The following is an 18,315-nucleotide window of genomic DNA, read 5'->3' on the forward strand; positions in this document are numbered from 1 at the left end:
CACCCAGTTAAGCATCAAGTGGTCCGCTATACCAGTACAACAGATAATGACATACTTTCTGCTGATGTAACTTTAGATTTAATAGATGGACATTATTTCGTTCATTGTGATAAAGAAAACACTATTTTTCCTCAGTCTACCTCAATAGATGGGATGGAAAGTCCATTGCTGGTTGGTATCATTCGTATGGAAATGGAAAAGTGTGCTGCCTAATACCGACCCATAATAAGGAAGGATTATTGGATCGAGAAAAAATATGTGATGTGGCCAACTATGTAATAGGTGATGGTGGATAAGAAGCTTATTGGAACACTTTTAAGCTTTTGGAAAAAAGAATGAAAGTAAGTAAAAAGGCTAGAATACTATTTTTTATATGGTCACATTAAACGAAATTGTTGAATTTGCCCAAATTATAGAATGTAAGGAGGAAACGTAATGTCAAAAAAATTGAAAGTAGGTATTATCGGTTGTGGGGGGATTGCAAGAGGAAAGCATCTTCCAAGTTTAGCTAAATTAGAAACGGTAGAAGTGATAGCTTTTTGCGATATTATTAGGGAAAGAGCGGAAGAAGTGGCTGATGAATATGGAGGGAAAGAGGCAAAAGTATACGAGGATTACTATGAATTACTAAAAGATTCATCCATAGATGTCGTCCATGTATGTACTCCGAATAATTATCACGCTGAAATTACAGTTGCTGCATTAGAAGCCGGGAAGCACGTAATGTGTGAAAAGCCGATGGCGATAAGTTCAGAGGAAGGTCTCAAAATGGTAGAGGCAGCCACAAGAACAGGCAAGAAACTAACCATTGGCTACCAAAATCGTTTCCGTTCAGATAGTCAATATTTACATAAACTATGCTCCAATGGAGAGCTTGGTGAAATATATTATGCGAAAGCACATGCGATTCGACGACGCGCCGTACCAACTTGGGGTGTGTTCTTAGATGTAGAAAAACAGGGTGGAGGTCCTCTAATAGATATTGGAACACATGCGTTAGATTTAACTTTATGGATGATGAACAATTATAAGCCACAAGTAGTGATGGGATCCACATTTTACAAGCTAGGCAAGAAGGAAAATGCAGCGAATGCTTGGGGAGCTTGGAATCCAGATGAGTTTAAAGTAGAGGATTCTGCATTTGGTTTTATAAAAATGGAGGATGGTTCTACCATCGTACTTGAATCAAGCTGGGCACTTAATAGCTTGGATGAGGATGAGGCGAAATGTACTCTTTCTGGGACAGAGGGTGGAGCTGATATGAAAGATGGTTTACGAATAAACGGTGAAAAGTATGGAAAGTTATATACGGAAAAAATAGCCTTAGAATCGGAGGGTGTTGCTTTTTTCAGTGGTACAGAAGAGAGTGCAGCAGATTTAGAGATAAGACTATGGATTGACGCGGTACTAAATGATACAGAGCCAGTTGTTAAGCCAGAAGAATCTTTGGTCGTTACAGAAATTTTAGAAGCAATTTATCAATCCGCTAAAACAGGTAAACCTGTATTCTTTAATAAATAGTGAAGTTATCTAATTTAAAGAAACATAAACACATGAAGACTTTCATTAATAGGCGTTTATGTTTCTTTAAAAAATATAGAGAGTTTTTTAGAATAAAATACTGCTGACAAAAAGGGAAGAGAGGAATTGAATTATGAGTAATCATTTCCAATTTAATAATTTTCAGGCAAAAGAACCTCTTACCTATGAAAATCCGATTCTTCAAATGGATATCCCGGATCCTGATATTATCAGAGTAGGCAATACATATTATATGTCTAGTACAACAATGCATATGAATCCTGGTGTGCCTATTATGAAATCCACTGATCTTTTACATTGGCAAATTGTTCATTATGTTTATGATATTTTAGCATCAAATGATGAACAATCATTAAGAAATGGAAAGAGTGAGTATGGAAAAGGGTCTTGGGCAAGTTCTCTTCGCTTTCATCAAGGAATTTATTATCTAGTTGTGGGGTCTTTGGCGACAGATGAAACATATATTTTTCAAACAAACGATATGGAAAGTGGAAAATGGAAACGTTCGGTTTTAAATAAATATTACCATGACATGTCTCTATTATTTGATGATGATAGCCGTGTTTATTTAGTTTATGGAAGTGGAGATATTCGAGCAACTGAATTAACAGAGGATGCAACAGCGATTAAAGAAGGCGGTTTGAATAAAGTCATCATTCCAAATGCCAGTATAGTAGCAGGTGTTAAGGAAGGGGGAGGATTGCTAGCTGAAGGAACACATATTCAAAAAGTAAATGGATACTATTATGTCTTTACCATTACTTGGCCTAAAAATGGATATCGCACTCAGCTAGTGCATCGAGCTTGTGCAATTGATGGGGATTACGAAGGTAGAATTGCATTGAATGATCCAATGGGAATTGCGCAGGGAGGGATTATTGATACTCTTAATGGTGATTGGTATGGATTTTTATTTTGTGATTATGGAGCTGCAGGAAGGATGCCTTGTTTAGTACCAGTAATATGGGAAGATGACTGGCCGGTATTTGGTGAGAATAATAGAGTTTCTAAACAGATTCCTATACCTTTTCCTGAACAAGAAAGTAAAAATTATATTGTTTCATCAGATGAATTCAATTATATGAGCGATTCTCTTGCTTTAGTATGGCAGTGGAACCATAATCCTGATAATACAAAATGGTCTTTAACTGCTCGTCCTGGCTATTTACGATTAATCGCTGGCAGCACTTGCAGTAATTTAGAGGAAGCGAAGAATACACTTACACAAAGAACCTTTGGACCAAAATGCACGGGAAGTATTGCGATGGATGTAAGGGGAATGAAAGATGGTGATATTGCAGGCTTTGCTGCTTTTCAAAAGGATTACGGATATGTAGGAGTATATGCAACAGCAGAATCTAAATCTATTGCAATGGTAAGCTCAAGCTCGGGAGCACCTGAGATAATAGCCTCTGTTCCATTGGAGCAAGATAAAATCTACTTTAGGATTGACTGTGATTTTAAAGAGAAGGCAGATAAGGCATATTTCTATTACAGTTTGAATGAAAAGGATTGGAATAGAATTGGTGATGAACTAGAGATGAAATATAAATTAGATCATTTTATGGGATATCGATATGCATTATTTAATTTTGCGTCAAAGGAAATAGGTGGATACGCTGATTTTGATTATTTTAGGATAAATGAAATGTAATGTAATTAAGTTAGATCCCTTCCCTAATAAGGCCTAACTATTTTAAAGAAATGGCTTTACTATGGAGTTTAATTAATAGTATATCAAAACGAAGGAGTACTCGATGACAAGAAATACTCTTTCGTTTTTTTTAGCCTTTTTTGCTTTAATTCCATAACGGTACATGCTATGTAGCTTTCGGAAGGACGCATTAGAACCGTCCTAGAATACTGAAAAAGTATAGTTTATCGAAATTCAATTAACGTCTAGAGGTTTGAAAGGAATAAATTTATTGGTTTGCAGAAGAGGCGTTCACTCCATGGAAAGCGAGCGGCCGACTCGGAAAACAATTTCCATATCTAATTTTAGAAAGAGGTTACTTTCAATCATTAATAGCTAGTAGTTTTTCAGATGCCTCGAACCGTCCCTCTATCTCCAATGTTTGTAGAAATATGTCACTTGGGTAAAGATGACTAAAATAGATTGCTATGTTCATGTGCAAAGTAATGAACTACTATTAGAGACTTACAAATAAAGGAGTGATTTGCTATGACATTAAGAATTGGGGTAATTGGTACAGGTGCAATTGGAAAGGAGCATATTAGAAGAATTACTAACAATCTCTCAGGTGGAAAGATAGTTGCAGTCACAGATATAGAGGAAGCATCCGCAAAATCTGCGATGGAACAGTTTGGATTAGATGCAGCTATTTATCCTGATGATAAAACCCTAATTGCAGAGGGAGATGTCGATGCAGTGTTGGTGACGAGCTGGGGACCGGAACATGAGGAAAGCGTGATTGCAGCAATAGAAGCAGGAAAATATGTTTTCTGCGAAAAGCCGCTTGCTACAACTATTGAAGGCTGTATGCGAATTGTTGAAGCTGAAATGAAACATGGGAAGCGATTAGTGCAAGTAGGGTTTATGCGCAGATATGATAGTGGATACTTACAATTGAAGGAAGCTATTGATAATAAATTCATAGGTGAGACGTTACTTTTACACTGTGCCCATAGAAATCCAGAGGTTGACACAACTTATTCGACAGACATGGCCATTACAGATACGTTGATTCATGAAATTGATGTTTTACATTGGTTAGTGAATGATGACTATAAATATGTACAAGTTATTTTTCCTAAAAAAACGCGTTACGCACATGAAGAATTAAGAGATCCTCAATTTGTTATTTTGGAAACTAAATCAGGGATTGTAATAAATGTAGAAATCTCTGTTAATTGCAAGTATGGCTATGATATTCAGTGTGAGGTTGTAGGGGAAGAAGGGATAGCTAAATTACCTGAAGTGCCTAGCATTACCTTTCGAAAAAATGGAGGAATTGGCTCCAATATTTTAATGGATTGGAAAGAGCGTTTTATGGATGCCTATGATACAGAATTGCAGGATTTTATAGATGCTATTAGAAAAACGGGTGAGCCAAATGGACCAACAGCATGGGATGGCTATATTGCTCAAGTCACTGCTGAAGCTTGTCTGAAAGCACAAAATTCAGGGAAGAAAGAAGATGTTTTTTTCCTTGAACAGCCTGGCTTTTACAAGAAAAATCTTAAACCAGCAAATATTTAACTATATGTTCTAAACAAAATGGAGGGAAAAGGATGAAACTAGGAATGAATCAAGGTACTACTCTAGAGAACTCAAGTCTGGAGATTGATCTTCAATTATTAGAGAAGTACGGCTATGATTATATTGAAATTCGTTCGATTGATAAATTGAAGGAATATTTACAATCACACTCTATCCAAGACTTAGTAGATTATTTTCAAACCCATCACTTAAAGCCATTATCACTCAATTCACTAGTTTATTTTAATAATCGTACGGAAGAAGAATACAAAGCGTTGTTGGAAGAATACAAAGAAATGCTAGAGTATGCGCAAATGTTAAATATCGATAGAATTGTGGTTGTTCCATTGGTCTCTGAAAAGAAAATAGAGAGAGGGGAAATTAAACAAAGCTGTGTAAAAGCATTAACCGAGTTATCCGATTTAGCCAATCCATATGGAGTAAAGCTAGCGCTTGAATTTATTGGCCATCCGCATGCAACCGTTAATACACTAAGCTTTGCTAATGAAATTGTAGCAGCCGTAAATCGTGAAAATGTTGGAATCGTATTTGATACCTTTCAGTTTTATGCAATGAATTCCACAATGGAAGATTTAAAAAATACGGATTTTTCCAAAGTATTCTTATTTCATATTAATGACGTAGAGGATTTTAACCCGGGAATTTTGTTAGATGAGGATCGTCTATATCCTGGTGATGGAGTGATTGATTTGCCTAGCATTCTTTCAATTATAAAAGAAAAAGGTTTTTCAGATCATGCTTCTATTGAATTGTTTAGACCAGAATATTATCAATTAACTGCAGAGGAAGTCGTGAAAACAGCTAAGAATAAAACACTTAAGGTGTTAAATCAGGTTTATTCAGTAGAGGAGATAAAGTGATACAAAAAAGGGGGACAACATTTATAAAGTGTGAAGACACTGTTTATAAATGTTGTCCCCCTTTTATTTTTTTAACTGCTTGATCATATTAAACCATTGAACGCCAGCATGATGGGAGTCGGCAATACCTTGATTTTGATAACCATTTTTCTCATAAAAAGTAATCAGCTCTTTGCGACAAGTTAGAGTGATGCTTAATCGCTCGCCTTTTGCTGCTATTTTTTCTAACTTTTTAAGCAAGATACTAGCGATGCCTTTTCTTTGGTAATTGGGATGGACTGCAATGCCTAAAATGCTTTGATGGCCCCCTTTTGGAGGATTTGGAACAGTTCTTTCGAATAAGTCATCGGTTATAAAGGCTTTCGAGATAACGGGTCCATTAACATACCCTATAACTACTCCGTTTTCTTCCATAATAATAAACGTATCAGGAATGGTTTCCATTCTATTTATAAAGGCTTCTTTTGTTGCTGCTTCTGCTGGAGTGAAAGCGATATTTTCTATTTCTAATAATGGTGGTAAATCCGATGGTTGGACATTTCGAATGAGCATTTTTATTTCTCCCTATACCGGTATTTTCTTCTATTTTAGTTTTTTAAGAGCTTATTTTTCAATAGCAATCAATTAAATTTATTAGAAAAGTTAAAAATAGTTTCCATTCTAAGAGATGGGTATTAATCTGAAAATATAGAATTCTTCTGATGGTGCATGTTAAGATTATATGAAAAGAAGAAGGATTTAAAATATAGTTTAGGAAAAGAAAGCGGTGAGTTAACTGATTCATGCATCGAAGCATAATCATAATGTATGTTTAGAACCATTTGGGGATTCTGCGATAATTGTTCGATTTGGGAATAGGATCGATTCAGACATCCATCAAAAAGTGCAGATGCTGGCAAATTATTTAGAGATGCATCCTTTTTCAGGTTTGATTGAATGTGTGCCTGCTTATACAAACGTGACAGTATATTATCAACCGTTTGTAATCTATGAATCTTTTAAACAAAAGTCTGATAATTTGTCCCCCTTTCAAATCGTGAAATCTCTACTTAAAGAGGTATTCGAACAACTTGAAGTAGGGAAATCGACAAATAATCGAGTCACTAAAATTCCTGTATGTTATGGTGGAGAATATGGTCCGGATTTAGAGGAAGTTGCAAAGCATAACCAGCTTTCGATAGAGCAAGTAATAGATATTCATTCTGGCGGAGAATATTGTGTTTATATGATTGGTTTTGCACCAGGATTTCCATTCTTAGGCGGGATGTCAGAAAAAATAGCTACACCAAGACGTTCAACTCCAAGGCAATTAATTCCCTCAGGATCTGTAGGAATTGCGGGAGTGCAAACAGGCGTTTATCCAATCGCCACACCTGGGGGATGGCAGCTCATTGGACAAACACCATTAGAGTTATTTTTACCAGAAAAAAATCCCCCTAGTTTGCTACAAGCTGGAGATATTGTGAAATTTGTTCCTATTTCTAAAAGAGAATTCCTTCAGCAGAAGGAGGAGAACATATGACAATTACTGTTGTTAGTTCTGGTATGCTTTCGAGTATCCAAGATTTAGGAAGGAATGGATTCCAGAAGCATGGTGTGATTGTTAGTGGGGCAATGGACACCTATTCGCTTAGAATTGCTAATTTAATTGTTGGGAATAAAGAGGGGGAAGCTGGCTTAGAAATTACTTTGTTAGGACCAACATTGACATTTGAAAAAGATGCCCTTATTGCTATTACTGGCGGGAATTTGTCACCAGAAATAGAGGGGAAGCAAGTTCCTTTATGGCGGCCAGTTTTAGTGAAAAAGGGAAGCGTTTTGAGATTTGGAAAAATAAAATCCGGGTGTCGTGCTTATCTTACTATTGCTGGTGGCTTTGCAATTCCTAAAGTGATGAATAGTAAAAGTACCTATTTACGTGCTGGGTTAGGTGGATATCATGGAAGGGCGCTGAAGGCTGGAGATAAAATAGAGACTAATTCTATCTCCGATTATTCTTTAAATCTATATAATAAACTCAAAAAGAAAGATACTGATCAACCCTTTATTACAACAAGGTGGTTTGTAGATTTCAACAAGTTTATTACATTGTCAAATGAACATACGATTCGATTTATCACAGGAAGCCATTTTTCTATGTGCTCTACTAATAGTCAGAAAAATTTCTATGCTGGGAAATTTACTGTTACTCCGCAGTCTGATCGGATGGGATATAGATTAAGTGGACCAGAGATAAAGCTAGATGAAAAGTTTGAGTTGCTTTCAGAAGCCGTAACAGTCGGAACCATCCAACTCCCGCCAGATGGACATCCAATCATCTTACTTGCGGATCGGCAAACAACAGGAGGATATCCGAAAATTGCGCAAGTAATATCAGTGGATTTATCTTTAGTAGCGCAGATGAAGATTGGGGAGGAAATTTATTTTCAGGAAATTTCATTAGAGGGAGCAGAAGCTTTGTTTATTGAGAGGGAACAATGGATGGGAGATTTGGGGAGGTTTTTGGAATTTAAAGTGATTAATTAACCTAATTAAGGTTTAATGATAAGATTGATTACTTTAGGGAACTTACTAGCACATATGATGAGGATAACAATAGAAATAATATAATAATTTTTATGATTTTTGAGGGGAATTAGTATTTTGATTTTTATTTTCAATAAAAATCTATAATATATTCAGTGCGAATAGTATGTTAACATGAAAATATTAATAGATTCGCACTAGAAAAACTGTCAATATAAGTAGATTGAAGTGAAAAAAATCCCTTTTAAATTAAAAACCAGAAATAATAGCGGTTTTATATTAATTTTAAGTGTAAAAAAACATTAATAGTATAAAAAATGTAGTCGCACTCTACTTGAGTGCGTGGATTGAAATACTATGTAAACGATAATCGTAATAATGATGCATTGTCGCACTCTACTTGAGTGCGTGGATTGAAATCTTTTTTCTTGACTTTATCTTTAATTCTTGGTATGTCGCACTCTACTTGAGTGCGTGGATTGAAATATTCCTAGTAAGATACCTTTAAGAATATACTGATGTCGCACTCTACTTGAGTGCGTGGATTGAAATAATTGTTACCCTCCTTTAAAATCCTCATTTTATGTCGCACTCTACTTGAGTGCGTGGATTGAAATGCATCAGTTTGTTCCACAAAGTAGCTTACATTGTGTCGCACTCTACTTGAGTGCGTGGATTGAAATTTCACGGAATGCTGCAGAAATTTGCCCTTTAATTGTCGCACTCTACTTGAGTGCGTGGATTGAAATAAGTGCCTTTACAGCTAACGAAATTAGATTGGAGGTCGCACTCTACTTGAGTGCGTGGATTGAAATTGAGAAGTGTAGAGGTTATTGGAGTTATGAAGAAGTCGCACTCTACTTGAGTGCGTGGATTGAAATAATGAGAGAGGAGTTAGCGTATCATGAAATACAAAGTCGCACTCTACTTGAGTGCGTGGATTGAAATATTCGGGCAAACACAATATCAAAAGCAAGAAGTTGTCGCACTCTACTTGAGTGCGTGGATTGAAATATCGATCCAGCATGTAAATCGTTGCGAGAAGAATGTCGCACTCTACTTGAGTGCGTGGATTGAAATCTTGTTAAACAACGGTCTAGCTGTACCTATCCAAAGTCGCACTCTACTTGAGTGCGTGGATTGAAATTTATCTAATTTTTGATATATAGCAATGAGTTGGGTCGCACTCTACTTGAGTGCGTGGATTGAAATTTTTTCCAACACACGTATTCGCACCAAAATATCAGTCGCACTCTACTTGAGTGCGTGGATTGAAATCCGCTAAGACATCGCCAATTAAATCAATTCGAGCGTCGCACTCTACTTGAGTGCGTGGATTGAAATATCCACGCTTCATCCAATTCTGAAAAAGGTTTACTGTCGCACTCTACTTGAGTGCGTGGATTGAAATAAGTACGTGGTGCCTTTTCCGAATTTGATAAAGCGTCGCACTCTACTTGAGTGCGTGGATTGAAATATCTTATTTATACAATCAGTACGATAATTTTCAGTCGCACTCTACTTGAGGCGTGGATTGAAATATAAAAAAATACAAGAATTAGATTTTAAAGAAAGTCGCACTCTACTTGAGTGCGTGGATTGAAATCATCAGCGTCCGCTTTATTTGCTCCTGTATTACGTCGCACTCTACTTGAGTACGTAGATTAAGATTTAAGTTGTATTGTAACTAAAATAATCAACAGGTATTACTGTTGATTATTGTTTGGGTTATTGTTTTTATATGATTAATTTTTGAAAGAGTCCATTCAGTGTTATGATTGGGCCCTTTTTTAATATACTCTTAAAATTCAATTGCAATATTAGAAGAAGAATAGGAAAATAAAGGATATATAGGTATTCGTTTTTTACTATGATCTAAGAGAAGGTGTTGTATTTGGAGTTTATTGCCCACATTAGAGAGAGAGACGGAGAAATCCAATCAGTGGAAGAACACTTACTAGCTGTAAAGCAAATAGCAGAGTCTATCGGTATGAAAATGGGTGTCCCCCATATTGCGGGTCTTGCCGGTATGCTACATGACTTAGGGAAATATACAAAGGAGTTTAGAAATTACATTTGGACAGCAGTAAATGATCCTAAAAATGCCCAAAGAAAGGGAAGTGTTGACCATTCAACTGCAGGAGGAAAATTACTTTATGAAATGTATCATAAAGACAAAAAAACAAGCATTTTTTCACTTCTAGCAGAAATAGTTGGAAACGCGATTATTTCTCATCATTCCTACTTAAAAGATTATATAGATTTAGAATTGAATTCAGAATTCTTAAAAAGAGTAAGGAAATCTGATTTATTGGAGTTTTCTTTATCAAAAGAACAGTTTTTTGAAAAGGTAATAAAACAGGCTGAATTTAAACAATATGTAAATCATGCAGCTCAAGAATTACAGGATTTTCTTAAAAAGGATAAAAATATATCGAATGAAGAAAAGTGTATGTTCTTAACAAAATATATATTTAGTGCGTTAGTTGATGGAGATAGAACAAATACAAGATTATTTGAAGAAAATAAAAACTATCAACCTGTGGAGAATCATAATGAACTCTTCCAAGAGTATTACAAAAAGGTTCTTGAAAAAATAGATAACTTTAAGAATAGTAACAACAATAATTCACCCATAAATATTTTAAGGAAAGAAATGTCGGAGCAGTGTGATCAATTTGGAGAAAGGCCGGATGGTATATACACATTATCTATACCAACCGGTGGAGGGAAAACGCTTGCCAGTCTTCGATATGCTTTAAAACATGCTATTTTGCATAATAAAAAACATATTATTTATATCGTTCCTTTTACAACTATTATCGAACAGAATGCTGAAGAAGTAAGAAAAATACTAAATGATAATGCAAATATTCTAGAGCATCACTCAAATCTAATTGAAGATAATTATGATGATGAAAATGAAGATGGAATAATGGGAGCAAATCAAAAATTAAAACTTGCTAAAGATAATTGGGATTCCCCCATTATTTTTACAACGATGGTACAGTTCTTAAATGTATTCTATGCGAATGGAACAAGAAATATAAGAAGAATGCACAATTTAGCTGAGTCAGTTATTATTTTTGACGAGGTTCAGAAGGTTCCAACGTCGTGTGTATCTCTGTTTAATCATGCATTAAATTTTTTAAAAAGTTATGGTCAAAGTAGTATAGTGCTCTGTACAGCAACACAACCTGCTCTTGATTTTGTAGAACATAAACTAGCAATAAATAAAGATGCAGAAATAATAAGTCAAATGGAAGAAGTGATTGAAGCATTTAAACGTGTGAATATTATTGATTTAGCAAGTGAACATTCATTTGATAATGTAAGATTAGCTAGTTTCATAGAAGAAAGATTAGTAGACATAACAAGCATGTTAGTTATTTTAAATACAAAAACAGTAGTGAAAAAGTTATATGAACTATTAAAAGTCAAAAGATTGGACATTCCCATTTATCATCTAAGTACTTCAATGTGCCCATTTCATAGAAAAGAAATACTAGAGGAAGTAAGAGAACTATTGGAACAAAAAAGAAAAGTAATCTGTATTAGTACTCAATTAATAGAAGCTGGTGTTGATGTTAGTTTTGAATGTGTAATTCGTTCTCTTGCGGGGTTAGATTCAATTGCCCAAGCTGCTGGTCGTTGTAACCGTCATGGAGAAATGGGAATAAAACAAGTTTATGTAGTTGATCATATCGAGGAAAATCTTGACAAATTACCAGAAATAAAGATAGGAAAAGTTGAGGCAAGAACGGTTTTTAAAGAAATTGATAAAAATCCAGAAAGTTTTGGTGGGAATATTTTATCTGAAAAAGCAATGAATCGTTACTTTCAAGGCTTTTATCAACAATTTGCTACAAAATTAAATTATTCTTTACCACAGTATAATACTAATTTAATAGATTTATTAATGGCTGGAAGAAACAAAAACGGACAATTAAAGGGATATAATGCGACTAGTAAAGAAAAATTTAGTCTGATGTTAAGTAATAGCTATGGAACTGCTGCAAAGCATTTTGAGGTGATTGATCAAGTAACAACCACTGTACTCGTTCCTCATAAAGAGGGGGAAGAGATTATAGCGGACTTAAACGGGAATCATTCAATTGAAGATTTAGGAGGATCGCTTCGAAGAGCGCAACAATTTTCTATTAACATTTTTAGTTATGAAAAGGAACAATTAATAAAGTCAGATGGATTAGTTTACTACTTTGAGGGGAAAATAACTGTTTTAAAAGAAGGATTTTATAATGAAGAATATGGATTGGATTTAAGTGGAGAAAGTGGATATAGTTTTCTTCAATTTTGAGGATAAGGGGCTTTTTGATTTTTATGCCCCTGCAATCCTTGTTCATATAATATATTTTTCAATCCACGTCTTTAAGACGACACTTACAGGGGTGAGTATAGCATATTTCTAGAAAAAAATAAATGTTCATAGAATGTTCATATAATATATTAAAAAAGATTTGAAATATTATTTTATTTTTCAGAAAAATATAGTAAAATGAAATTATTGGAAATAGAAAACTATTGGAAGGGGGGTGAATGAATTAAATGAGAAATTCAATAGAATTTGAACTAACTGCTAATTATGCATTATTTACCGATCCACTTACAAAAATCGGTGGAGAGAAAATGAGTTATAGTGTACCTACCTATAATTCTATTAAAGGAATTATAGAAAGCGTTTACTGGAAGCCTACTATACTTCATATCATAGATGAAATTCGAATTATGAACCCGATTCAAATGGAGTCTAAAGGTATTCGTCCTATTGAGTACGGTGGCGGAAATACTTTGGCGAATTACACATATTTAAAAAATGTTCGTTATCAGGTGAAAAGTCATTTTGTGTTTAATCCCCATCGACCAGATCTTGCATTTGATCGTAACGAGCATAAGCATCATAACATTCTTAAACGTTCCCTAAAAGCTGGAGGTCGTAGGGATATTTTTTTAGGAACAAGGGAATGCCAGGGATATGTAGAACCTTGTGAATTTGGAGCTGGCAAAGGATTTTATGATGACGTGGATGAAATGCATCTTGGGACAATGCTTCATGGATTGAATTACCCAGATGAAACAGGTTCAGATCAACTTGAAGCTCGATTATGGAATCCAGTTATGAGAAATGGAGTAATTCGATTTATTCGTCCAGATGAATGTACTAATATTCGTCAGATTCGCAAAATGGGTGTTAAACATTTTGATGAAACGAATGTAGAAGCAGTAGACTTACTTTGGTCTCAAATAGAAGAGGGGAGGTGATTTAAATGAGCTGGTTGTTAAAGCTATACGAAACGTATGAAGACAACCTAGGGATGGTAGGAAAAAAAGAAGTAAAGAGAAATGGGCAAGAATATACATTACTCCCAGTCTCTCATACTACTCAAACAGCACATATTGAAGTAATGATTACGGAAGACGGTAATTTTCATTCTGCAGTGTTATTAGATAAGTCCAATGGTAATACCTTGATTCCAAGTTCGGAAAATTCTGCTAGTAGAGCAGGCTCTATTATAGCCCCTTATCCTCTTCATGATAAATTATCATATGTAGCAGGTGATTTTGTAGCGTATGGAGGAAAAATAAAAAAAGAAGAACCATTTTCTTATTATATTGCACAATTAAAAGAATGGGCTGAATCAAAATATGCTACCAATACTGTAAAATCTATTTACCAATATTTAAATAAACGTTGTTTGATTAAAGATTTAGTGGAGGAAAGAATACTTTGGTTAGATCAGAATGGTCAGCTAATTAGCAAATTAGATAAAGCTACGGAAGAATATCTTGGTGAGAAACCTCCAATTTTTTCTACAGTGACAGGTGGACAAGAAAGTGCTTTTATAAGGTTTAGTGTTTATTCTCCTAGTGTAGTAATAACTAAACCATGGGATGATATAGAATTATATAATTCGTTTATTTCATTCTATCAAGATTTACTTGGCAAGGAAGAACTATGCTACGTTACAGGTAAAATGTTACCTAGTACTGAAAAGCACGCAAATAAGATTAGAAACGCTGGAGATAAAGCAAAATTAATTTCAGCAAATGATTCGAGTGGTTTTACCTATAAAGGTAGATTTTTAAAACCGACAGAAGCTGTAAATATAAGCTATGAGGTATCGCAAAAAGCCCATAATGCCCTTAAGTGGCTAATCAATAAGCAAGCGAAAATTATTGATCAAAGAGTTTTTCTTGTATGGGGAAGTGAAGTTCCAGATTTACTGGAAGATACATGGGCATTGATTACTGGAGAAAATACTCAAGAAGAGGAAGAAAGTAAAGTCGGATCCTATACATTTGAGCACAGTGCTAGAGAAGTTTCCAAAGCAATAAGCGGATATAAAAGCGATTTATCATTGAATGAAAATGTGCAAATTATGGTGCTTGATTCAGCGACAACTGGAAGAATGGCTGTGTTATATTACCGCAGTATTAATAAATCTACTTATTTAGATAATTTAAAAGAATGGCATTTAACTTGCACTTGGCAGCATCGCTATCGGAAAAATAACAATGGAGAAGTTATTTCATTCTTTGGTGCATCTTCTTTAAAAGACATTGCATTTGCTGCGTATGGATCGAAAGTGAATGAAAAAGTAGTAAAAGGCATGATGGAAAGAATGCTTCCATGTATTATTGACGGACGAATTATACCTGAGGATGTTATTCGAAGTGCCTTTTATCGTGCATCTAACCCTGTTTTGATGGAGCCTTGGGAATGGGAAAAAACACTTAGTATTTGCTGTTCGTTATTTAATAAAAAAGAGGAGGGATATTCAGTGGCACTAGACAAAACAAATACTAATCGTGATTATTTATTTGGTAGGCTTTTAGCTATCGCAGATGTTTTAGAAAGAAGAGCTTTAGAAGGCGATAATCGTGCAACGAATGCTCGCCGTTTTATGAGTTCTTTTGCACAGCATCCAGAAAGAACATGGCTAACCATTCAAAAGGCACTTCAACCGTACCAAGCGCGCTTGGGAGAAAAAGTATGGTTTTATAACAAATTAATTGATGAAGTGGGTTCTATGATAAATCCAGAAGATTTCAATAATAAGCCTCTTTCTGGAAAATACCTATTAGGGTTCTATAGTCAAAGACATGATATTCTTCAGAAAAAAGATAAGCAGTTAGTTACAGAGGAAATTTTAGAAGCGGAAGGGGAAATTTAAAAATGGCTAGTTTAGAGAATAAAATTGATTTTGCAGTAGTACTAACTGTTACAAAGGCAAATCCGAATGGAGATCCACTAAATGGCAATAGACCAAGGCAAAATTATGACGGATATGGAGAAATTTCCGATGTAGCAATTAAACGAAAAATGCGTAATCGTTTGATTGATATGGCTGAAGCTGTTTTCGTACAATCCAATGATAAAAAAGTTGATGATTTTGGTAGTCTAAGAGAAAGAGCGGATGCCAATGAAGAATTGAAACAAGCATTAAAAGCAAAAAATAATAAAAATGAATTATTTGCAGAAGCTGCATGCAGAACTTGGTTTGATGTCCGTAGCTTTGGACAAGTATTCGCTTTTAAAGGAGGAACAGACAAAGGTGTATCTGTAGGTGTAAGAGGACCGGTATCTATACACACTGCAACAAGTGTTAATCCAATTGACATAACAAGCATGCAAATAACAAAAAGTGTTAATTCGGAGCCAGGTACATCAAAAGGTTCAGATACTATGGGAATGAAACATCGAGTGGACTTTGGGGTATATGTGTTTTATGGTAGCATAAATACCCAATTAGCGGAAAAAACTGGCTTCACTCACGAAGATGCTGAAAAAATAAAAAATGTTTTAGTAACTTTATTTGAAAATGATTCATCTTCAGCTCGTCCGGAAGGCAGCATGGAAGTTTTAAAGGTATGCTGGTGGGAACATAATTCAAAACTTGGTCAGTATTCCTCTGCAAAAGTTCACCGTTTACTTAAAGTTATACCAAATGTTGATGAACCAAAAGAAGCTCATCATTATGATATTAACGTAGAAGAGTTAGAAGGATTGAAAGTAGAGATTATGGATGGATTATAATGAGGAAGACCAGTATTTAATGCTTTCAGGGATACAACATTTTCTTTTCTGCAGAAGGCAATGGGCACTTATACATATTGAACAGCAATGGGAAGAAAATGTAAAAACTGTAGAAGGGAATGCATTACATACGAAAGCAGATAAACCTTTTATCCGAGAAAAAAGAGGAGATAAATTGGTTGTCCGAGCAATGCATATAAAATCCAATGATTTAAAAATTACAGGAATATGCGATGTGGTAGAATTTGTTCGGAGTAATGAAGGAATAGAATTAACTAATGAAGAAGGAAAGTATTTGGCCTATCCAGTTGAATATAAAAGGGGAATGCCAAAAAAAGATGAGTCAGATATTATGCAATTAACCGCCCAAGCACTTTGTCTAGAAGAGATGCTTCTTTGTGAAGTAACAGAAGGTTTTATTTTTTATAATGAGATTAAGCATAGAGTAAGAGTTCCTATTACTGACGATAATAAAACGAAATTAAGAAAAATAGTCAGTGAAATGTATGATTATTACAAAAGATCCTATACTCCAAAAGTGAAAACTGGTTCTTTTTGTAAAAGTTGTTCTCTTCAGAATATCTGTTTACCGAATATTATGCAAAAGCGTTCGGTTAAGGGCTATTTGGAGGGGAGATTATTTGAATGAAGAGATTACTAAATACATTGTATATTACTCAACCAGATGTGTATTTGTCTTTGGATGGCGAAAATATAGTCTTACTTCGAGATCAGGAGAAATTAGGTAGAGTACCTTTGCATAATTTGGAATCAGTTATCACAGTTGGCTTTAAAGGAGCGAGCCCAGCACTTATGGCATATTGCTCTAAAAAGAATATTTCTATTGTATTTTTATCTTCTACTGGGCGATTTCTTGCTAGAGTTATAGGAGATAGTAATGGGAATGTAGTACTGAGAAAAAAACAGTATTTTGTATCAGCAGATGAAGTCGCTTCGGCTCGAATAGCAAGAAATTTCATTGCTGGTAAAATATATAATAGTAAGTGGATATTAGAAAGAATGACTAGAGATTATCCATTAAGAATTGATGTGCCTAAGTTTAAAGATATTTCTAAACAATTATCTTCTTTAATAAGGGAAGTTAGAGAATGTGATGATTTGGAAAGATTAAGAGGATTGGAGGGCAAAGCAGCAATAAGTTATAATAGACTTTTTGATCAAATGATTTTGCAGCAAAAAGAAGACTTTTTCTTTCATTCAAGATCACGAAGACCACCACTTGATAATGTGAACGCAATGCTATCTTTTGCGTATACCTTGCTGGCAAATGATACTGGAGCTGCTTTAGAAAGTGTTGGTTTGGATGCTTATGTCGGATTTTTACATAGAGATCGACCAGGAAGAATTTCACTTGCGTTAGATGTCATGGAAGAATTAAGGGGCGTATATGTTGATAAGTTTGTTTTATCATTGATAAATAAAAAGATTTTTAATAAGAAAGATTTTATTAAAAAAGAAAATGATTCAGTGTTAATGACGGATGAAGCAAGAAGAAAATTTTTAACTGCATGGCAAAATAAAAAACAAGAAAAAATCACACATCCATACTTAGGTGAAAAAATCCAATGGGGATTAGTACCCTACGCCCAAGCCTTATTGTTAGCTAGATATTTACGTGGTGATTTGGATGAATATCCTTCTTTTCTGTGGAAGTAGGTTTATAAATGCTTATTTTAATTACTTATGATGTAAGTACAACAGCAAATAGTGGTAGAAAGAGATTGAGGCAGGTAGCAAAAGTTTGTCAAAATTATGGACAAAGAGTTCAAAACTCGGTGTTTGAATGTATAGTTGATGCTACTCAGTTTGCTTCGCTTAAAATAGAATTGACAAGTATTATTGATCAGAATAGTGATAGTCTTCGATTTTATCGGTTGGGTAATAATTATAAAAATAAGGTAATCCATATTGGGGCGAAAGATTCGTTGGATATGGAGGGACCGTTAATATTGTAGTGCGAAGGTAAAGCGAACATGTATTTTCTAGAGGTTTCGCACCTTATTTTTGCCTGTTTTTTTATTTTCTATAAAAAAACCTTAAAGTTCCTAATCATTTTTAGGAAAATAGCG

The 18,315-nt window shown here is 34.7% G+C and carries 15 protein-coding genes and 1 CRISPR repeat array; of the genes, 14 read left to right on the top strand and 1 reads right to left on the bottom strand.

Annotation, left to right across the window (positions count from 1 at the left end):
- The first annotated feature begins 18 nt into the window (after positions 1-18).
- The 5 genes from ACTQ5K_RS11300 to ACTQ5K_RS11320 all read left to right on the top strand — a co-directional run bounded on the left by ACTQ5K_RS11300 (position 19) and on the right by ACTQ5K_RS11320 (position 5,643).
- Complete coding sequence (locus ACTQ5K_RS11300) at positions 19-213, top strand: hypothetical protein (RefSeq protein ID WP_441993915.1); 195 nt, start codon at positions 19-21, stop codon at positions 211-213.
- 222 nt (positions 214-435) lie between these two features.
- Positions 436-1,521 carry a Gfo/Idh/MocA family protein gene (locus ACTQ5K_RS11305; RefSeq protein ID WP_441993916.1) on the top strand — a complete coding sequence of 362 codons (1,086 nt, stop codon included), beginning with the start codon at positions 436-438 and terminating at the stop codon, positions 1,519-1,521.
- A 133-nt stretch (positions 1,522-1,654) separates the two neighbouring features.
- Positions 1,655-3,196 (top strand): glycoside hydrolase family 43 protein, encoded by a 1,542-nt coding sequence (locus ACTQ5K_RS11310; RefSeq protein ID WP_441993917.1) that lies wholly within the window; start codon positions 1,655-1,657, stop codon positions 3,194-3,196.
- 528 nt (positions 3,197-3,724) lie between these two features.
- Complete coding sequence (locus ACTQ5K_RS11315; RefSeq protein WP_441993918.1) at positions 3,725-4,762, top strand: Gfo/Idh/MocA family protein; 1,038 nt, start codon at positions 3,725-3,727, stop codon at positions 4,760-4,762.
- A 32-nt stretch (positions 4,763-4,794) separates the two neighbouring features.
- Positions 4,795-5,643 carry a sugar phosphate isomerase/epimerase family protein gene (locus tag ACTQ5K_RS11320; RefSeq protein ID WP_441993919.1) on the top strand — a complete coding sequence of 283 codons (849 nt, stop codon included), beginning with the start codon at positions 4,795-4,797 and terminating at the stop codon, positions 5,641-5,643.
- A 63-nt stretch (positions 5,644-5,706) separates the two neighbouring features.
- Here the strand turns inward: ACTQ5K_RS11320 and ACTQ5K_RS11325 are convergent, their stop codons facing one another.
- Complete coding sequence (locus ACTQ5K_RS11325) at positions 5,707-6,195, bottom strand: GNAT family N-acetyltransferase (RefSeq protein WP_441993920.1); 489 nt, start codon at positions 6,193-6,195, stop codon at positions 5,707-5,709.
- A gap of 226 nt (positions 6,196-6,421) precedes the next feature.
- Between ACTQ5K_RS11325 and pxpB the strand changes: the two genes are divergently transcribed.
- The 9 genes from pxpB to cas2 all read left to right on the top strand — a co-directional run bounded on the left by pxpB (position 6,422) and on the right by cas2 (position 18,201).
- Positions 6,422-7,165, top strand: a complete 744-nt coding sequence (gene pxpB / locus ACTQ5K_RS11330; protein WP_441993934.1) for a 5-oxoprolinase subunit PxpB — start codon at positions 6,422-6,424, stop codon at positions 7,163-7,165.
- Entirely contained in the window at positions 7,162-8,169 is a 1,008-nt protein-coding gene (locus tag ACTQ5K_RS11335) for a biotin-dependent carboxyltransferase family protein (protein ID WP_441993921.1), read from the top strand. The genes pxpB and ACTQ5K_RS11335 overlap by 4 nt, the downstream gene beginning before the upstream one ends.
- 322 nt (positions 8,170-8,491) lie before the next feature.
- Positions 8,492-9,647: a CRISPR direct-repeat array (repeat unit 32 nt; unit sequence GTCGCACTCTACTTGAGTGCGTGGATTGAAAT).
- A gap of 416 nt (positions 9,648-10,063) precedes the next feature.
- Positions 10,064-12,487, top strand: a complete 2,424-nt coding sequence (gene cas3 / locus ACTQ5K_RS11340) for a CRISPR-associated helicase Cas3' (protein WP_441993922.1) — start codon at positions 10,064-10,066, stop codon at positions 12,485-12,487.
- 248 nt (positions 12,488-12,735) lie between these two features.
- Entirely contained in the window at positions 12,736-13,449 is a 714-nt protein-coding gene (gene cas5c / locus ACTQ5K_RS11345; protein ID WP_441993923.1) for a type I-C CRISPR-associated protein Cas5c, read from the top strand.
- Positions 13,450-13,454: 5 nt separating this feature from the next.
- Positions 13,455-15,362, top strand: a complete 1,908-nt coding sequence (gene cas8c / locus ACTQ5K_RS11350) for a type I-C CRISPR-associated protein Cas8c/Csd1 (protein ID WP_441993924.1) — start codon at positions 13,455-13,457, stop codon at positions 15,360-15,362.
- 2 nt (positions 15,363-15,364) lie between these two features.
- Positions 15,365-16,225: a type I-C CRISPR-associated protein Cas7/Csd2 gene (gene cas7c / locus ACTQ5K_RS11355; RefSeq protein ID WP_441993925.1), complete on the top strand. Its 861-nt coding sequence runs from the start codon at positions 15,365-15,367 to the stop codon at positions 16,223-16,225.
- Entirely contained in the window at positions 16,215-16,874 is a 660-nt protein-coding gene (gene cas4 / locus ACTQ5K_RS11360) for a CRISPR-associated protein Cas4 (RefSeq protein ID WP_441993926.1), read from the top strand. Before cas7c ends, cas4 begins: the two co-directional genes overlap by 11 nt.
- Positions 16,871-17,902: a type I-C CRISPR-associated endonuclease Cas1c gene (gene cas1c, locus ACTQ5K_RS11365; protein WP_441993927.1), complete on the top strand. Its 1,032-nt coding sequence runs from the start codon at positions 16,871-16,873 to the stop codon at positions 17,900-17,902. The genes cas4 and cas1c overlap by 4 nt, the downstream gene beginning before the upstream one ends.
- An 8-nt stretch (positions 17,903-17,910) precedes the next feature.
- Positions 17,911-18,201, top strand: coding sequence for a CRISPR-associated endonuclease Cas2 (gene cas2, locus ACTQ5K_RS11370; RefSeq protein ID WP_441993928.1), 291 nt, complete (start codon positions 17,911-17,913; stop codon positions 18,199-18,201).
- Positions 18,202-18,315: the final 114 nt, after the last annotated feature.

It is taken from the genome of Niallia sp. Sow4_A1 (genome assembly GCF_052116745.1).
Taxonomy (GTDB): domain Bacteria; phylum Bacillota; class Bacilli; order Bacillales; family Cytobacillaceae; genus Niallia; species Niallia hominis.

Excerpts from the sequence above, each read along its gene's own strand:
- cas2 (WP_441993928.1), top strand. The coding sequence starts at position 17,911 with ATGCTTATTTTAATTACTTATGATGTAAGTACAACAGCAAATAGTGGT.
- ACTQ5K_RS11315 (WP_441993918.1), top strand. The coding sequence starts at position 3,725 with ATGACATTAAGAATTGGGGTAATTGGTACAGGTGCAATTGGAAAGGAG.
- ACTQ5K_RS11305 (WP_441993916.1), top strand. The coding sequence starts at position 436 with ATGTCAAAAAAATTGAAAGTAGGTATTATCGGTTGTGGGGGGATTGCA.
- ACTQ5K_RS11335 (WP_441993921.1), top strand. The coding sequence starts at position 7,162 with ATGACAATTACTGTTGTTAGTTCTGGTATGCTTTCGAGTATCCAAGAT.
- cas4 (WP_441993926.1), top strand. The coding sequence starts at position 16,215 with ATGGATTATAATGAGGAAGACCAGTATTTAATGCTTTCAGGGATACAA.
- cas7c (WP_441993925.1), top strand. The coding sequence starts at position 15,365 with ATGGCTAGTTTAGAGAATAAAATTGATTTTGCAGTAGTACTAACTGTT.
- cas8c (WP_441993924.1), top strand. The coding sequence starts at position 13,455 with ATGAGCTGGTTGTTAAAGCTATACGAAACGTATGAAGACAACCTAGGG.
- cas1c (WP_441993927.1), top strand. The coding sequence starts at position 16,871 with ATGAAGAGATTACTAAATACATTGTATATTACTCAACCAGATGTGTAT.
- ACTQ5K_RS11320 (WP_441993919.1), top strand. The coding sequence starts at position 4,795 with ATGAAACTAGGAATGAATCAAGGTACTACTCTAGAGAACTCAAGTCTG.
- ACTQ5K_RS11325 (WP_441993920.1), bottom strand. The coding sequence starts at position 6,195 with ATGCTCATTCGAAATGTCCAACCATCGGATTTACCACCATTATTAGAA.
- ACTQ5K_RS11310 (WP_441993917.1), top strand. The coding sequence starts at position 1,655 with ATGAGTAATCATTTCCAATTTAATAATTTTCAGGCAAAAGAACCTCTT.
- cas5c (WP_441993923.1), top strand. The coding sequence starts at position 12,736 with ATGAGAAATTCAATAGAATTTGAACTAACTGCTAATTATGCATTATTT.